Consider the following 16907-nt stretch of genomic DNA (forward strand, 5'->3'; position numbering starts at 1 on the left):
CGTCCTTAATTGCGCCATGACCAGAGTCTGGACCAACCCCTTTTGGCGGCCGGAAACGCATGCAAAACCTTGATCACAACCACCGAGATATTGTCGCTCCCACCATTGTCGTTGGCCATCTGGATCAGTTGCGCGGCAGAAAGATCAAGATTGACGGAGAACATCTCCAGGGCATAATGAATTTCCACATCTTCGACCAGGTCGTAGAGACCATCGGAACATAACAGGTACACATCCCCTGGCCGCACCGGGTGAACATGGATCTCGGCTTCGACCTCTGAATCGACGCCGACAGCACGCGTCACCAGGTTCCGTTGCAACGAATAACGTGCGTCTGCAGCCGAAATCAGGCCACTATCAATTTGCTCCTGCAGGACGGAGTGGTCATGGGTCATGGCCATGAATTCTTCGCCCCGCAGACGATACAGTCGCGAGTCGCCAATATGTGCGACGACCACCTGATCATCGCAAAATACGGCAGCGACAAGCGTGGTGCCCATCCCGCCGAACTTCGACTGACTTTCCGACGCCTGATAGATCGCAAAGTTCACCGCCTCGATCTGTTCCTTGAGGCAACGATGTGCAAACATCTGTCCGCTGCGGCTGTCAGTCTGGTACGCGGCAGTCGCCTTGAAAGCCGCTGCCAGCCTGGCCGACAGGAGCTTCGTCGCCATGCTGCTGGCGACTTCTCCGGCATTGTACCCCCCCATCCCATCGGCCAGGATCACCAACCCTTGATCGGCATCGGCAAACACTGAATCTTCATTTGTCCCCCTGACCAATCCGGGGTCGGTACGGAAGGCGATTTCCAGCGCCCCCAAAAGAGTGTTTGTCACATCCTCTCCCATCACTGATCAGCAAGCCCGGAGGCAATCTGCAGGCCATCCTCAAGCATGGCGACAGGGGTCCATACTACCCGCCATAAGGCAATTCGACACCGAGACCGCGCTCACGTGCCAGCGCCTCAAGGCGTACGGCAAGCGCCAGATCCTGGACAGCCATGCCCTGCGACTCGAACAGGGTAATTTCTTCAGGCGTCGAACGCCCTGTCTGCCGACCGCAAATGACGTCGCCGAGTTCGATGAGCTGACGAGCCTGCAGGCGCCCTTTTTCCAGCAGTGGCAGTAGATCACCCGCCTCACACAGCGCCGTTGCAAGGCTATCGACGACGATCGGCGAGCAACGTTTGAGGACGTCCTCGCCAAGCTCCCGGCGGATCAGTGAATTCGATCCGGCAGCATTGATGTGCGTTCCCGGCGCAAGCCATTCGCCATTGAACAACGGTGTCGCCGAAGTGGTCACCGTGCTCACGATATCACTGCCACGCACCACCTCTTCCGGTGAAGCCGCCGCGATCACCTCGAGCGCAAGACGTTCGGACATCTTGGTACAAAAGGCCGCCAGGCGTCCGGCATGGCGTGCATAGACCTTCACCCGTTGCAGCGGACGCACCGCCGCGATCGCCTCGATCTGCCCTTCCGCCTGCCAGCCGGCACCAAACACGCCCGCCACACGGGCATCGGGTCTGGCCAGCCAGCGCGTCGCGACGCCGGATGCCGCGCCAGTACGCATCATGCCCAGACGATCGGCTTCCAGTACAGCCCGCAGGCTGCCGTCTGACGCACGATACAGGTGGACCAGGAAGCGCACACCTGAGCGGTTGCTGGTGTAGGCCTTGTACCCGATGGCGTCGAGCTGCGGCAATGCCCCTTGCAGGATATGCAGCGTCGTCTGTGGCAGACGCGTTCGCTGCCGGGGCACATCGCAGGCCTGCATCGACGCGAGATCCAGGTGTGCAGCCTCGACTGCCGCAAGCGCCAGCGGCATGGTCAGCAGTTTTTCAACATCTTCTTCACTCAGAAACAGGGCTTCCCACTTAAGCCGGGACAATCTCTAACTTCAATGGGTTATGCACAACCCGGTGGCGGGACTTCCTCGGTAAGGGAAGTTCCCCCATCTGGTTGAGCAGCCAATCGAAAAGATCAGGGAAAGAGGTGCTAAACAGACGTTCGGCTGCGATAGTGCCGTCACTACGTCTCACCCCATAGTTGTGGATAACCGTTAGCGCAGCCAGGCGGCATTTCGTCAGACCTCGCCCGTTATGATACAACTGGGACAAGCGGCCATTGCGCCCTTCGACGGCGGAGGAGCTGCGATGGAACTGTCGCACCATCCATTCCCCCCATTCTAGCCAGCGCTGCAACTCACTCTCGGAGAATCCCGAATGGAACGGGTCTGCTTTCCAGGCCTCTAATGCTCGCTGCCAAGCCTCCTGATACCGTTTCCGGTGAACCCTGTTTTGCGTTTTCCGCATTTGGTAGTGCCAATAGAGTACGGGCAACAGCTTGCTCGTCAGCCATTGCCGAGTCGCTTCATCCAGAGACCAGCCCAGCAGGATTTCTTCTACCCAAAGCCACCAAAAGCTGACGTGACTCGATAAGGCGCCGATCTGGGCACGGAACTTCTTCAGGGCGGAACGGGTATCCTGGATCCCTTGTTGCGCCGCCAGAGTTTCCAGGGCCTGTGCTCGCGTTTCCAGTCCTGCCACTACGCTCTCCGCCGTCGTGCGAGTATTCTCCTCCAGGGAGAAGGGATGGATTTCCTCGGCGATTCCCAGCAACTGCTTCTGGTACTCTTGCTGCGCCTGTTCCACTTGCGCGCGGGCTTCCCAGGCACAGGCCTGTTGTGCCGCCAAAGCCGCCTTTTCCTCGGTACTGGCTCCGCGCGACGGCTGATCAAGGGCCTTCTGGGCCAGTTCGCAGCACTGATCCGCCTTGGCTTTTCGACGTCCCAAGGCCGGTGACAACCAGCGACTGAGGCCATATTGCTCGTGGAACGTATCCGCGCCCGAGGTACACTCAAAGCCTGTGACCGCTAATTTGATCAGGGCCTTCGCCCGGTCACTGATGGCGTGGTTGACTTCGATACCCAGTGCTTCCAGGCGCGGGGTCACCTGGGCAAACCAGGTATCGAAACCCCGGTCCTTCTGAATCGACTCCAGCAATAGGTAGCCCGAGGACAAATCCATCAGCACCAAGATCAGAATCTCCCCAAAGAACGTCTCATCCGCGGCCACCACCGCTTGGCGTGTCCGCGTCGGTACCGAGGCTTCACACTGTTGCTGAAACAGGGGCAACAGCGCTTCCATCCGGCTGAGTTGGGTCTGCAAGGCGCTGGGAGACACCCCCACATGGGTATGAAGGCGGATCAATTGGAAGAAATCCGACAAGGCACCCGCCCCCACATGATGTTGCAGCCCGAACGTGTACAGCACAGCAAATACCAGCAATCTCAGCCATGCCTCCCCCTCTTCGGTTTCCCAAAACCCCGATTCAGGATGTCGGTTCCTACGGGCTTGCGCTTGCAGGTGGCGATGAACACTGCTTTTCGGGCGATGAATTAATTCCCCCACTGCACGCAGGCTTCGTTTTCCCTGGTCTGTAAGTGCGGCAAAAATGACGCGGCTGGTTGTCCGTATGGCTTGAGTCGTAGAGTTTTTTTGTCATAAAACTGATGATACAGGAGATGCGGCAACCAGTTCCCATCTCCTCAGCTCCCTTCATCCTCAGACTCTATCGGTAGCATGACTGTCCCGCTTTAAGTGGGAAGCCAGAAACAGTGGCATCGTTGCCTCCAATCCGGAACCTCGGATCAAACGATCAGTGCGGGCTCTCCGCCGCAAGCAGCTTACAGCTTGCAGTGGCGATTTTACCGACAAATATCACAGTCCCAGTACAAACAAAAAAAGGCAGACCGGAGTCTGCCCTTTTTGCCGGAACTTCAGGCAAGCACAGGCGCCCTAAATCAGCGACTGGATCAGTTTGCCCATTACCGATGGATCACGCGTCACCTTGAAGCCACACTCTTCCATGATCGCGAGTTTGGCATCAGCGGTATCCGCACCGCCCGAAATCAGCGCACCTGCGTGGCCCATGCGCTTGCCCGCCGGAGCGGTCACGCCGGCAATGAAGCCGACGATCGGTTTCTTCATGTTCGCCTTACACCATACGGCGGCGTCGGCTTCATCAGGACCGCCGATTTCACCGATCATGATCACCGCGTCGGTATCCGGATCGTCGTTGAACAGGCGCATGATGTCGATGTGCTTGAGGCCATTGATCGGGTCACCACCGGTACCCACCGCGGACGACTGGCCGAGACCGATTTCGGTCAACTGCCCAACCGCTTCGTAGGTCAGCGTGCCTGAGCGTGAAACCACGCCGATGCGCCCCTTGCGATGAATGTGACCAGGCATGATGCCGATCTTGACTTCATCCGGAGTGATCAGTCCGGGGCAGTTCGGCCCGAGCAGCAGCGTCTTCTTGCCGCCGGCGGCTTCCTTTTTGAGCATCTTGTTGCGCACGATCAGCATGTCGCGCACCGGGATACCTTCGGTAATACAGACGACCAGATCGAGGTCCGCTTCGACCGCTTCCCAGATCGCTGCGGCAGCGCCTGGCGGCGGCACGTAGATTACCGAGACGGTCGCGCCGGTCTGGGCAGCAGCTTCCTTGACCGAGCCATAGATCGGAATGCCGAAAATACTCTCGCCGGCTTTCTTGGGGTTCACGCCGGCGACGAAGCAGTTCTTGCCGTTGGCGTATTCCTGGCACTTCTCGGTATGGAACTGCCCGGTCTTGCCGGTAATGCCCTGGGTGATGATCTTGGTATCTTTGTTAATCAGAATCGACATGGTGGCTCCTTAACTGACCGCAGCAACGATCTTGGTGGCGGCATCAGCCATTGAATCCGCAGTGATGATCGGCAGACCCGAATCGCTGAGGATCTTCTTGCCGATGTCCTCGTTGGTCCCCTTCATGCGGACCACCAGCGGCACCGAGAGATGCGTTTCCCTGGCTGCTGCCACGACGCCGGTGGCGATCGTGTCGCAGCGCATGATGCCGCCGAAGATGTTCACCAGAATTCCCTTGACCTTGGGATTTCGGAGCATGATCTGGAAGGCTTCGGTCACTTTCTCGGTGGTTGCACCGCCGCCGACGTCGAGGAAGTTGGCCGGCTCGGCGCCGAACAGCTTGATGGTATCCATGGTCGCCATGGCGAGGCCAGCGCCATTGACCAGGCAGCCGATATTGCCGTCGAGCGAGATATACGAGAGGTCGAACTTGGATGCTTCGACTTCGTCGGGATCCTCTTCGTCCAGGTCGCGGTAAGCGACGATCTCGGCTTGTCGATAGAGGGCGTTGGAGTCGAAGTTGAACTTGGCGTCAAGGGCCTTTATGTCGCCGTTACCTTCGAGGATCAGCGGGTTGATTTCGGCCAGCGAGGCGTCGGTTTCCATGTAGCACTGGTAGAGGCCCTTGAGCGTCGCCACCGCCTTGCCAACGGACTCGGCCGGAACGCCAATGCCGGTGGCCAGTTCGGTCGCCTGCGCGTCGGTCAGCCCGTCCGCCGGGTCAATGAAGACCTTGAGGATTTTTTCGGGCGTCTTGTGGGCCACTTCCTCGATATCCATGCCCCCTTCCGAGGATGCCATCATCGCCACCTTCTGCGACGCACGGTCGGTCAGCGCAGCGACGTAATACTCCTTACGGATATCTGCGCCTTCTTCGATCAGCAGCCTGCGCACTTTCTGGCCTTCCGGACCGGTCTGGTGCGTGACGAGCTGCATGCCCAGGATCTGGCTGGCATACTGGCGAACCTCGTCCAGCGACTTGGCCACCTTGACGCCACCGCCCTTGCCACGACCACCCGCATGGATCTGGGCCTTCACCACCCAGACCTTGCCCCCCAGGGTTTCGGCTGCCTTGACCGCATCATCGACGGACGGACAGAACACCCCGCGCGGAACCACGACGCCGAATTTCTTCAGGAGTTCCTTGCCCTGATATTCGTGAATTTTCATGCGCTTTCCTTGCTTGAGTTAAGGTTGCGAAACGTAACGAACCACAGGCAGGACGTCCTACCCGGGCTTCTGGCCACGGTACCAGCGCGGGTAATAGCGCCGTACTGCGTCCGAATGCGATTCCAGTGCGTGGCAACGGTCGAGTTGATAGGGCTTGTGCGCGCTATCGTCGTTATCGAGTACGTCACTGGCAAAAGTCTGCAGCGCTGCGGTCGGCAGGAACATCAACAGCTCGCTGAGATGCGAGCAACCGCGCGTGCCACGGAACAGATTCTTGACTGCCGTGCGAAAACCATGAAAGAGATTGAGACCGACCAGTTGCGCGTAATCCGGGGTGATCCGATCACAGTAGCCCATGTAAGGCATGGCATCGGTGCAGGCCACGGCGTCGAGAACATTCATCTGATGGTCGATGGTCACCCGCACCCACATGTCGTGCACCGCTTCGCCACGCTGCCGCAAACCCGACGAGAGCGGATAGTCGTGGTCCTTGGTGTCGATCAGTCGCGCCTCGATATCCCAGCGAGCATCATCCCGCTTGTAACCATCGAGTTGAATGTTGCGGACATGCATGCGGGTGCGTTGGGCAGAGGATGGAGGCAGCGGCATCAATGGTCCTGGGGGGATTTGCGAGCATGGCAAGGCTTCGTAGCTGGCAAGGAATTCTACACCAGAACGCCTTGGCTTTTTTGGCGAAATACATAATTATGAGTGCTGGCTACCCGGGACCGGACGCCGGTCACGTTCCCGAACTCACCGGTCTGCCCGCTCAACAATGCAGACCGTCGATTCCGACGTTAATGTGAAAATCGCGTCAGCGACTCGCGAACCTCCCCCCCCACCTCGCGTAGGAGGGGTCGGGGGGTGAGATGGGGAATTCGCAGAGCATGCTCTGCGCCCATCGAACGATTCCGGCGGGCAAGCCGGAATGCGCCCTGCAAGGGAGGGAAACGGTCATGACTTTCATGATCAGGGGTGTCTGGAAAAGTCATGACCGTTAGCCCGGCCAGTCTCGACTACGGAAAGTACGAGCAGAACTTCAGGAAGAACGGACCAAAGTCCTCGTCCACACAGTAAAAGTAGTAGTCACGGAGCAAGAACCGACGCCTCAGGCAGACCACATCATCGTTCGTTGGTGATCAACTGTAAACCCAGGAAAAGCGCCCGGTCGAGCCGCTGAAAAGCCGTTTGGTCGCCGCATCGGTTTTCCGCAGGCGCGCTTTCAAATCCTTGTGTGGCAGATCGGTGAGCGGCGGATCAGCCAATCGGACCAACATGGCACGGATGCGCGTCTCCCCTTCGATACGCTCGACGGTACAGGCCAGACCGTTGCAGGACTGATCTCGGGCAGCGACGACCTCGTTGATTTGTGCTTCCAGCGCATGCCACTCCGCATCCTTTTCCTTGACCAGATCAGACAGTTGCGAGAGTGTCCGCAGGGCCGGTGCGACCAGTTCCGAGAGTCGGCGCCAGCTCAACTGCTGTTCCGCGTTCAGCGTCAGTTCATGGCGACGCAACTTGCCGCCGACCAGCAGGTATCTGGCCACATCTTTCTCGCCACGCAAGGCATCGATCCTGGTACGAGATTCGGTAATCACCTTCTCGAGCAAGGCACGCTGCAGTTGCAGGGCGGCGATCCTTGCCTCATAAGACGACAGGTCGGGCAGTAACACCAGCAATACGTTTTCAAGTTCCCGGCGCGAACGGGCGACGCCGAGGTGCATGCTCCTGCCGGCAAGGGCACAGGCTTCCGCAACCTCGACAGTCAATTCTTCGGCAACGATATCGCAGTTGGTCGCCTGCCCGACGACCACCTTGCGACCCAGGATCAAGCAGTTGTCTGCGCGTTGCACATTGATGCAGCCGTGTTGCGCAATCAGCGTCGATCCGGAAGCCCGTCCTTCGACGAAGATGTCCCCTTGATCGTTGCTGGCGCTCCCGCCGACCAGATTGTGTTTCAGGCAGACGAGCCCACCGCTGGAAAGGATGTTGCCGAAAACATCGGCGTAAGCGGTAATGCTGCGGCAGCGGACGATGCGCTTCTCCTGGATCTCGCCGTACTGCTCATACTCCTCGCCGGTCAACAGGAGGTCGCCGGTCGTGCGTACGCTCACCCCTTCATGACTGACGATTTTATCGGTCACGGAGAACTGATTGCTGCGCAGATCGATATTGAGAAAGCCGCATACCGACGCCAGCAGGAATTCGCCATCCTTTTCCCGGCTGACATGGGTGCCGGGGCCAGCCAGCTTCTGCAGATCGAAATCCTTGGGTTGCGATGCCGGCAGCGCAATGCCGGAAATGTCACGCCCGTCCACGCCGGCCTGGCGCGGGATTTTTTTTATCAGACGGAGACCGGCGGCGACCTGAGGGTAACGCGTCTCGAACTGACACAGATCGACCCGGTCGCCAAGCAGCCGCCGCGGTGCGTTATTGCGGTGCAACCCGGGAGCCAGCTCGACGATTTCGGCATCCTTGCCGGGGACGTATGGCCGGTCACGAGCGACCACCCGCAGTTCCGGCTTTTCGAGCTCGATGCCTTCGCGCACCGCCGCGACGTCGATCCCGAAACGCACTCCCTTCGCCCACGCAGCGGCGATGAATTCGTCGATGTCGAGGAAAATGCGTGTCTCGAAGCGCTGCTGCCCCTTGGCAGAACGCGCAGGATGGTCGCCCTGATCGAGCAGTTCCGGATCACTCTGCGCTTCGCAATACAGCGGTTCGAACAGATAGGCCGCCTCGCCAGGCGTGATCCGGCAAGCCTTGTAGAGCGCCTGACGTTCCGGTCGGAAACTCGTGATGTCGGCAGCCAGAAAAACTTCCTTGCCAGCATCGTCGCGACTACCGATGGGATTGTCGAAAAGCAGGGCAAGGAACTGCGGGTAATCAAGCCCCCGGAAGTACAGGCCTGTCGCGATCACGCGATTGACGAAGTCGGCAAAAGCCGTCGCCGATTCGAGTCGCGAGAGCCGAACATACAAGCCTTTGTCATGTTGAACGACAAAACCCGAGAGCGCGATCTGCCCTTCCTCCAGTTCGGCCAGGTTGCCAATGGCGCTTCGTGGAAATTGTGGCATGATCGCACCCTGATTCAGGTTGGTTATTGACGCCTCCGGTTCTTTCGCCAGAAGCGTACCAGAAACTGCCGGCGGCAACACAGTGTCTGATGTCGATCCTGTCCCACAGTTCCCAGTCATTCGTGGCGCGTGAGCCTTTGAACGGTGGGTGCGCCAATCGACACCGCCACCGCTTGGCACTCCGCCGCCCCCACCGCTGCGTTGATCTGCCCTGCGCCTTGATACCCATCAGTTTTCTTGCAACCACGGATCAGGATGCCAAGCGCGCTGTTCACGGCGTGGCGAATACCCGCTCCCAGAGTGCGCGAACGGCTTCGATGCGGCGACTGACCGAACTGCGTTCGACGCGCGCCCGACGCTTGGCATTGAGCCGCAAGGCGTGCTGCATGCGGCGAAACTCGCGGTAAGCACTCTGCACCGGTGCGGCGAGTTCGACCGGGATCAGCTCGAGTTCGGCGGCAATTCCGAGCAGTGCGATGTTGCCCAGGTTGCCGCAAAGTCGGGCGTGCTTGTGCGCATGGCCGAGAACCAGATACTGGACGACGAACTCCACATCGATCAGACCGCCGCGATCATGTTTGATGTCGAAGTCTTCTTCACTGCGCGAGGCGTGTTGATCGAGCATGCGCTTGCGCATGCCCAGGACTTCGTCACGCAGGGTGGCGAGATCGCGCGGCTGCCGCAGGATCTCTATCCGGATGGCTTCGAACTGTGCGCCGACCGCCGGGTCACCGGCGCAGAAGCGGGCGCGCGTCAGTGCCTGGTGTTCCCAGGGCCAGGCATGCTGCAACTGATAGTCGCGAAAGGCTTCGATCGGACAGACGAGCATTCCCGAATCGCCGTTGGGGCGCAGACGCAGATCAACTTCGAAGAGCATGCCGGCCGGCGTCTGGGTTGACATCCACGTACTCATGCGCTGCCCCAGACGCGCGTAAAGTTCGCCGATGTCGGGTTCCGGATCGTCGTGCAGATAGACCAGGTCGAGATCCGAAGCGAAGCCAAGTTCCTTGCCACCGAGCTTGCCGTAGGCGATGACCGCGAAGCGCGGTCGCCGCTCGGGATGCGGATGTCGCTGCCGCAGCGTTTGCCAGCAGAGCTCCAGCGTCGTCTGTACCATGATGTCGGCAAGCTCGCTGAGCCGGTCGGCGAGGTGTTCGACGCTGTGCAGACCAGCGATGTCCTGGGCCAGGAAGTGAAAGACCTGTGCGTGATGGGCTTCGCGCAGGATGTCCATTTCGCGCTCGACGTCGCCGACGTGCTGCGTTAGGCGCGCCTGCAGATCCTGCCGGAAGCGCTGCCAGTCGGTGCTGACATCGAAAATGCGCGAATCGAGCAGTTCGTCGAGCAGGATCGGGTGACGGGTCAGGTAATCGGCAGCCCATGCTGAACTGCCGATCAGTTCGGCGAGTTTCCTCAGCGCCTGTGGATACTGCTGCAGGAGAGCCAGGTAAGCGCCGCGACGGCTGATCGTATCCAGGAAATCGAGGCCGCGCTGCCAGGTGGCGTCAGGCGTCGTCGTCGCTGCAGCGGCATCGAGCAAGCGTGGGCCGAGGGCGTCGAGGCGATCGCGATTGCTCGCCGGCAGTTGCAGGTAGCGGCCGCTCTGACGAAAGCTCTGCAGACGTTGCAGCAGCGCCTGCGGCGCGCGAAACCCCAGATTTGACAGACATTCGATGGACTCGTCGCCAGCCATTGCCTCCTCCCAGATTCCGGCCAGCGGGTGTCGGCCCTCTTCAGGTTCCGAAAAGACCAGCTCGAAGTGCCGGCCAACGGTTGCGCGATGGGCGTCGAGAGTCGCCATGAAGGCCGGCCAGTCGGCAAACCCCATCGACTCGGCGATCTGCAGGCGATCTGCTTCGGTACTCGGCAGCCGGTGCGTCTGGGCGTCACGCACATACTGCAGACGGTGCTCGAGACGGCGCAGAAACATGTAGGCAGCCGCCAGTTCCCGCTCGGTCTCGACCGGTAATAACTGACGTTCGGCGAGCAGCGCGAGGACCTGCAAGGTCGGCCGGATCTGCAGGGCCGGCTCGCGGCCGCCGCGAATCAGTTGAAAGACCTGCGCCATGAATTCGATCTCGCGGATGCCGCCAGGACCCAGTTTGATGTGCTCGGCCATGTCCTTTCTGGCCACCTCGCGACGAATCTGTGCGTGCAGATCGCGCATCGCGTTGATGGCGCCGAAATCGAGGTACTTGCGAAAGACGAAGGGGCGTACGCTGTCCTGCAACGCCTGGCGCCATTCTTGCTGCAGATTGACGCCTTCATTCATGACCCTGGCCTTGATCCAGGCGTAGCGTTCCCATTCGCGGCCTTGCGTAATGAAATAGTTTTCGAGCGAACCGAGCGAGCCGACCAGCGGCCCGGAGTCGCCGTTGGGGCGCAGGCGCATGTCGACGCGGAATACCTGACCGTCTCCGGTGAGATCTCCGAGGGTGCCGATCAGTCGCTTGCCGAGGCGCAGGAAAAAATCGTAGTTGTCAATGCGTCGCTGACCGCCCGCGGTCTGTCCTTCCTCGGGGTAGACGAAGATGTAATCGACGTCGGACGAGACGTTGAGTTCACGTCCGCCGAGTTTCCCCATGCCGACAACCAGCAGCCGCTGAGCCTCACCATGGCTGTCGAGCGGTTCGCCGAACAGCTCGCACAATTGCCGATGCACGAAGCCGAGCGCGAAGTTGGTGGTGACATCGGCGAGCTGGGTCATGCTTTCGACGACTTCGCTCAAGGGTGCCACACCGCCGATGTCGCGGACGATCAGCGTCGCCATCACGCGCTGGCGCAACTGGCGCAGGGCGCGTTTGAGGCTCTCGTCGCTGTTCGGTGCGGCGGAGGCAAGAAAGTCGGTCATTTGCCGGGCGGTGAGTGGCGAGGTGGCGTGTTCCTTGAGCCAGTTGGCGATCTCCGGGCGGACGGCGAGCAGATCGCGCAGGTAGCGGCTGTGCGTCTGCGCCGCCTGCCAGGGTGGTGCCAGTACGCTGGCGCCGGTGGGATGATTGCTGATGGTGTCCATTCTTCTCTCGCAGGGGGTTGCCGGCCGGTCCGGCACTACCGGCACTGATCAGGCACGGCAAAGCCGTTACAATCACGGGTTGTCTGACCAGGTACCCCGACATTCTAGTGACGCCCACCGACTGTATGCAAAAGTCTCGCTGCGCCGGCTGCATCTGATGCATCAGGACGAACTGCGCCCGGCGGTCTACCATCGCCTGCATTTTCTGCTGCCAGTGATCTCGCACCCGAAGCTGCGTTTGCTGGGGCGTATCACGGTGCGTGCCTTGTGGCTGCTGTATTTTGCTTTTGTGCTGCTGGTTCTGGCGCTGCGCTATCTGATCCTGCCGAACATCGAGAGTTATCGGCCGGCAATCGAGCGCCAGCTCAGCCAGGTGCTTGGCCTGTCGGTCGGCATTGGACGCATCGAGGCCAGCTGGCAGGGAATCAACCCCGACCTGATCCTCTCCGATGTGCGCATTGCCGATGCGCTGGGACAACCGGCACTGAGCTTTACTCGCGTCGAGAGCATTCTCTCGTGGTCGTCGCTGCCACGTCGGCAGTTGCGGCTGCGCCTGTTGCGGATCACCGAGCCGAAGCTGCATCTGCGGCGCGATGGCGACGGGCGTTTGTTTGTCGCGGGAATTGCGATCGCCGAACCGGACAGCGACAGCGGTTTCGCAGACTGGGTGCTGGCCCAGAAGCGAATTCGCATCAACGGCGCAACAGTGCTCTGGGAGGACGCGCAGCGCGATGCGCCACCGCTGATTCTCGAAGACGTGAACCTCTCTCTCGACAACAATGGGCGCCAGCACCGCTTCGGCCTGACTGCCCTGCCAGCAGCCGAACTGGCGTCAAGGATCGACCTGCGCGGCGATTTTCAAGGCAAGGATAGCGCGCACCTGGCTTCCTGGAAAGGTCAGCTCTTCGCCCAGATCGACTATGCTGATCTGGCCGTCTGGCGAACCTGGATCGATTATCCACTGGCCTTGCCATATGGCCGCGGCGCCGTGCGCGCCTGGGCAGGCTTTGCTGCGGGTAGTCTGCAGGAACTGACGGCGGACCTTTCGCTCGACGCGGTCAATCTGCGCCTGGCAACGGATCTGCCGGCACTCGAACTCGAGCACATGTCCGGTCGCATTGGCGCGCGCTTTGCAGCGACCGGGATCAGCTTGGATGGGCGTCGCATCGAACTGCTGACGCGCGCTATCGAAGGCGATTCCCCGGCAGCGGCCATTCATATCGAACCGACCGATTTTCACGTCGAGTGGCAGCGCCCAGCCGCCACCGGCAGCGCGCTGCGTGGTAGTGCCACGGCCGGCACACTGGAACTGGGTCCGCTCGCCAAACTGGCGGCCTATCTGCCGCTCGACGCAGGGTCAAGGAAGTTGCTGAACGATTTCGCACCACGCGGCCGCCTCAGTGATCTGCGTGCCAGTTGGCAGGGTGACGCCGAGGGCCTGCGGACTTATTCGCTGAAAAGCCGTTTTGATGGTCTGGCACTCAAACCCGCTGGCCATTTCCTCGGCGTCACAGGCTTGTCCGGCTCGTTCGAGGCCAGCGAGCAGGGTGGTGCCGTGCAGTTGCGTTCGCAGCAGGTGAGCATCGAACTGCCCGATGTTTTTCCCGAATCATCGATCGCACTCGACACCTTGAATGCACAGGCCAAATGGAAAATCAGCAAGGGCAGGCTCGATGCCGAGTTGGCGCGCGCCGAGTTTGCCGGACCCGACGCAGCCGGTATTGCACAGGGGAGCTACCGCAAGCACGCTGAAGGGCCCGGCAGCATCGACCTGACGGCAACACTCAGCCGCGCCGACGCGCGCGCCGTCTGGCGCTACCTGCCAGCGGCGATCAATGTCGATGCACGTCACTGGCTGCGTGATGCCCTCAAGGCCGGGGCAGCAAGCGAAGCCAAGCTCATCCTGAAGGGCGATCTGGCGAATTTTCCGTTTCTCGACCGCAAGCAGGGCCAGTTTCTGGTCACCGTCAAGGCGCAGGGAGTGACGCTGGATTACGGTACCGGCTGGCCGGTGATCAGCGGAATCGATGCTGATCTTCGCTTCGAGGGGACCGGAATGCTGGTGATGGCGCGGCGCGGCACGATTCTCGGTGCCCGATTGACCGAGACACGTGCCGAGATTCCCGACTTCGATGCGCCGGTATCGACCCTCAAGGTGAAGGGGCGCGCCGACGGAGAGACTTCGGAATTTCTCAAGTTCATCAGGCAGAGTCCGGTGGCGAACCAGATCGACCACTTCACCGACTCCATGAGTGCCAGTGGCAAGGGTCACCTGAATATTGCGCTGGAGATTCCTCTGGCGGAGGCACGGCTCGCGGAATCCCGGATCGACGGGACCTACACCCTGCTGGCCAACGAGGTGAATGTCGACCCGGCGCTGCCACCTCTGCGGCAGGTAAATGGTAGCCTGCAGTTCTCCGAAAAAACCCTGCGCGTACCGGAGATCAACGCCCAGCTGTTCGGTGGCCAGGTCAGGATTACCGGAGGATCGCAGGACGGCAAGGTGCTGGTAATTGCCGAAGGCACGCTGGCCGTGGACGACTTGCGGCGACGCGCGGAATTAGCGATGCTCGACAAGCTGTCCGGAAGCACCACCTACCGTGCCGAACTGCGGGTCCGCAAGCGCGAAGTCGAGCTGCTGCTGGACTCAAATCTGGTCGGCGTCGCATCCACGCTGCCAGCGCCACTCGGCAAGAGCGCCGGCGAAAATCTGGCCCTGCATTTCGAGACGACACCGCTGCCGACAGGCACCATGCGTGCTACCGAAGCGATACGCCGCGAGCAGTTGCGCGCAAGCATCGGCAATGTGTTCGGTATGCAAATGGTCCGCCGCAAGCAGGGCGACGAGGCTATTCCGGAACGAGCGGCGATCATGATTGGGCGGCCATTGGCGTCTTTGCCGGAACGTGGATTCAACGTCGGGATCAGCGTCCCGACGCTCGATGTCGGCTACTGGCAAGAGCTGCTGCAGAGCAGCGGCAAGGAGCCGGGTTCCGCTTCCGGCTTGCCGGTCTCGGTCGATCTCAAGGCGGACGAAGTGATCCTGCTCGGCGCCTCCTACACCCGGGTCAGCGTGGGGGTGTCGGGAGCGACTTCACAATGGCGGGGTACGGTACAGTCGGATCAGGCAGTGGGCAGTTTTGTCTGGGACGGATCGGGCACCGGCAAGTTGAAGGCGCAGTTCAAGAAATGGCGCCGTCCGGAGAAGGTGAGCAAGGACGCAGAACCCGGCGAGGCGCTCAAGAATCTGCCCGCCCTAGACATCGTGGTCGATGACTTCACCGTCGGCGATCATCGCTTCGGGCGCCTCGATGTGCAGGCACACAATGATGGCGGGATCTGGCGGCTCGACAAGATCGAATTACTCAACCCCCATGCCAGGCTGTCCGGCAGCGGACAGTGGCAGATCAGCGCGGCCAACCGCACGCAACTCGATTTCACACTGGAGTGCAGCGATGTCGGCAAGTTGCTCGACCGGCTGGGCTACGCCGGTGCCGTGCGTGCCGGTAGCGCGACCATGCAGGGAAAAATCGGCTGGAACGGTGCCCCGGATCGACTGGACTACGCGACGCTGAGCGGCGACATGCAGCTCGATGCCAGCAAGGGTCAGTTTCTGAAGCTCGACCCCGGCGCCGGCAAGCTGCTCGGCCTGATCAGTCTGCAAGGCCTGCCGCGTCGTCTGAGCTTTGATTTTGGTGATATCTTCAGCGACGGTTTCGCTTTCGACAGCATTCACGGCAAAATGACGGTCAGCAGCGGGCTGATGCACACCCAGCGCCTGCAAATCGATGGCCCGGCGGCGCACGTGGTGATGCGTGGCGATGCCGACCTGAAAAATGAAACGCAACATCTCAAGGTAACCGTCCAGCCCGAACTTGGCAGCAGCGCCGCCCTGGGGGTTGCGGTGATCAATCCGCTGGCCGGCATTGCCACGCTGCTGGCAGATAAAATCCTGCAGGGGCCTCTCAACAAGGTCTTTGCTTTCGACTATCTGGTAACCGGCAAATGGGACGACCCCAAGGTGCAGAAGATCTCCCGTTCGGCGACCCCGGTGCCTACCCCTGATCTGCCATTCCCCGCCAACCCCGACCGGAGTACGCAATGAACCCACGCATCAGTGATCTGCCAGCCGACCCAGCAGCGGTCCCGACACTGCGGGCCGCTGCGCTGCAAATGGTTTCGACGCCGCGCGTCGACGAGAACCTGCGCACTGCCACTGGCCTCATCGACGAGGCCGTTGCGCAGGGCGCCGAATTGCTCGCGCTGCCCGAGTACTTCGCGATCATGGGCATGCGTGACGACGACAAAGTCAGGCTGCGGGAAGTCGATGGGCATGGGCCAATCCAGGACTTTCTTGCGGCAAAAGCCCGCGAACACGGGGTCTGGTTGATCGGCGGCTCGCTGCCGCTGTGGACCGAGCATCCCGACAAGGTCCTCAATTCGAGTCTGGTCTACAATCCGCGAGGCCAGCGCGCCGCGCGCTACGACAAGATCCACCTGTTCGGCTTTCGGCAGGGTACCGAGCACTACGACGAACGGGCGACGATCGAAGCCGGTCGTCAGCCGGTGTCCTTCAGCATACCTTTTGGTCGGGTCGGCCTGTCGATCTGCTACGACCTCAGATTTCCGGAGCTTTATCGTGCTTTTGGTGTCACAGAATTGCTGGTGATTCCGGCAGCCTTTACCGAGACCACCGGGCGAGCGCATTGGGAGATTCTGCTACGGGCGCGGGCGATCGAGAATCAGTGTTATGTGCTGGCCGTGGCACAGGGTGGTCGTCATGAGAACGGGCGCGAGACGCACGGCAACAGCATGCTCATCGATCCCTGGGGGAATATCCTCGACCGCAAGCTGAAAGGACCAGGAATCGTCATCGCGGACCTTGAACGAGCCCGCCTCGCCGAAGTCCGCACCAGTCTGCCGGCGCTCGGGCACCGTGTCATGTAAGCGGCAC

At 60.8% G+C, this 16907-nt stretch carries 10 protein-coding genes; 2 read left to right on the forward strand and 8 right to left on the reverse strand.

Features of this window, described 5'->3' with window-relative positions; translation table 11 throughout:
- Positions 1 to 5 precede the first annotated feature (5 nt).
- The 8 genes from V5B59_RS15940 to glnE form a co-directional block, all read right to left on the reverse strand.
- Entirely contained in the window at positions 6 to 848 is an 843-nt protein-coding gene (locus tag V5B59_RS15940; RefSeq protein ID WP_288131820.1) for a Stp1/IreP family PP2C-type Ser/Thr phosphatase, read from the reverse strand.
- A gap of 64 nt (positions 849 to 912) precedes the next feature.
- Entirely contained in the window at positions 913 to 1890 is a 978-nt protein-coding gene (locus tag V5B59_RS15945; RefSeq protein ID WP_332352029.1) for an ornithine cyclodeaminase family protein, read from the reverse strand.
- Positions 1877 to 3412, reverse strand: coding sequence for a DUF6399 domain-containing protein (locus V5B59_RS15950; RefSeq protein ID WP_332351228.1), 1536 nt, complete (start codon positions 3410 to 3412; stop codon positions 1877 to 1879). Before V5B59_RS15950 ends, V5B59_RS15945 begins: the two co-directional genes overlap by 14 nt.
- 387 nt (positions 3413 to 3799) lie before the next feature.
- On the reverse strand, positions 3800 to 4693 hold the full coding sequence (gene sucD / locus V5B59_RS15955; protein WP_169070328.1) for a succinate--CoA ligase subunit alpha: 894 nt from the start codon (positions 4691 to 4693) through the stop codon (positions 3800 to 3802).
- 9 nt (positions 4694 to 4702) lie between these two features.
- Positions 4703 to 5863 (reverse strand): ADP-forming succinate--CoA ligase subunit beta, encoded by a 1161-nt coding sequence (gene sucC / locus V5B59_RS15960; RefSeq protein WP_169070327.1) that lies wholly within the window; start codon positions 5861 to 5863, stop codon positions 4703 to 4705.
- Between the two features lie 57 nt (positions 5864 to 5920).
- Complete coding sequence (locus tag V5B59_RS15965; protein ID WP_169070326.1) at positions 5921 to 6472, reverse strand: DUF2889 domain-containing protein; 552 nt, start codon at positions 6470 to 6472, stop codon at positions 5921 to 5923.
- A 530-nt stretch (positions 6473 to 7002) separates the two neighbouring features.
- On the reverse strand, positions 7003 to 8940 hold the full coding sequence (locus tag V5B59_RS15970) for a flagellar assembly protein A (protein WP_332352030.1): 1938 nt from the start codon (positions 8938 to 8940) through the stop codon (positions 7003 to 7005).
- A 271-nt stretch (positions 8941 to 9211) separates the two neighbouring features.
- Positions 9212 to 11953, reverse strand: a complete 2742-nt coding sequence (gene glnE, locus V5B59_RS15975) for a bifunctional [glutamate--ammonia ligase]-adenylyl-L-tyrosine phosphorylase/[glutamate--ammonia-ligase] adenylyltransferase (protein ID WP_169070323.1) — start codon at positions 11951 to 11953, stop codon at positions 9212 to 9214.
- Here glnE and V5B59_RS15980 point away from each other — a divergent pair.
- The gene (locus V5B59_RS15980; RefSeq protein ID WP_169070322.1) at positions 11943 to 16058 is read left to right on the forward strand and encodes a YhdP family protein; all 4116 of its coding nucleotides are present in this window, start codon (positions 11943 to 11945) and stop codon (positions 16056 to 16058) included. The two genes, glnE and V5B59_RS15980, sit on opposite strands and share 11 nt — an antisense overlap.
- The gene (locus V5B59_RS15985; RefSeq protein WP_211203378.1) at positions 16055 to 16900 is read left to right on the forward strand and encodes a carbon-nitrogen hydrolase family protein; all 846 of its coding nucleotides are present in this window, start codon (positions 16055 to 16057) and stop codon (positions 16898 to 16900) included. The genes V5B59_RS15980 and V5B59_RS15985 overlap by 4 nt, the downstream gene beginning before the upstream one ends.
- Positions 16901 to 16907: the final 7 nt, after the last annotated feature.

It is taken from the genome of Candidatus Accumulibacter contiguus (assembly GCF_036625285.1).
GTDB lineage: Bacteria > Pseudomonadota > Gammaproteobacteria > Burkholderiales > Rhodocyclaceae > Accumulibacter > Accumulibacter contiguus.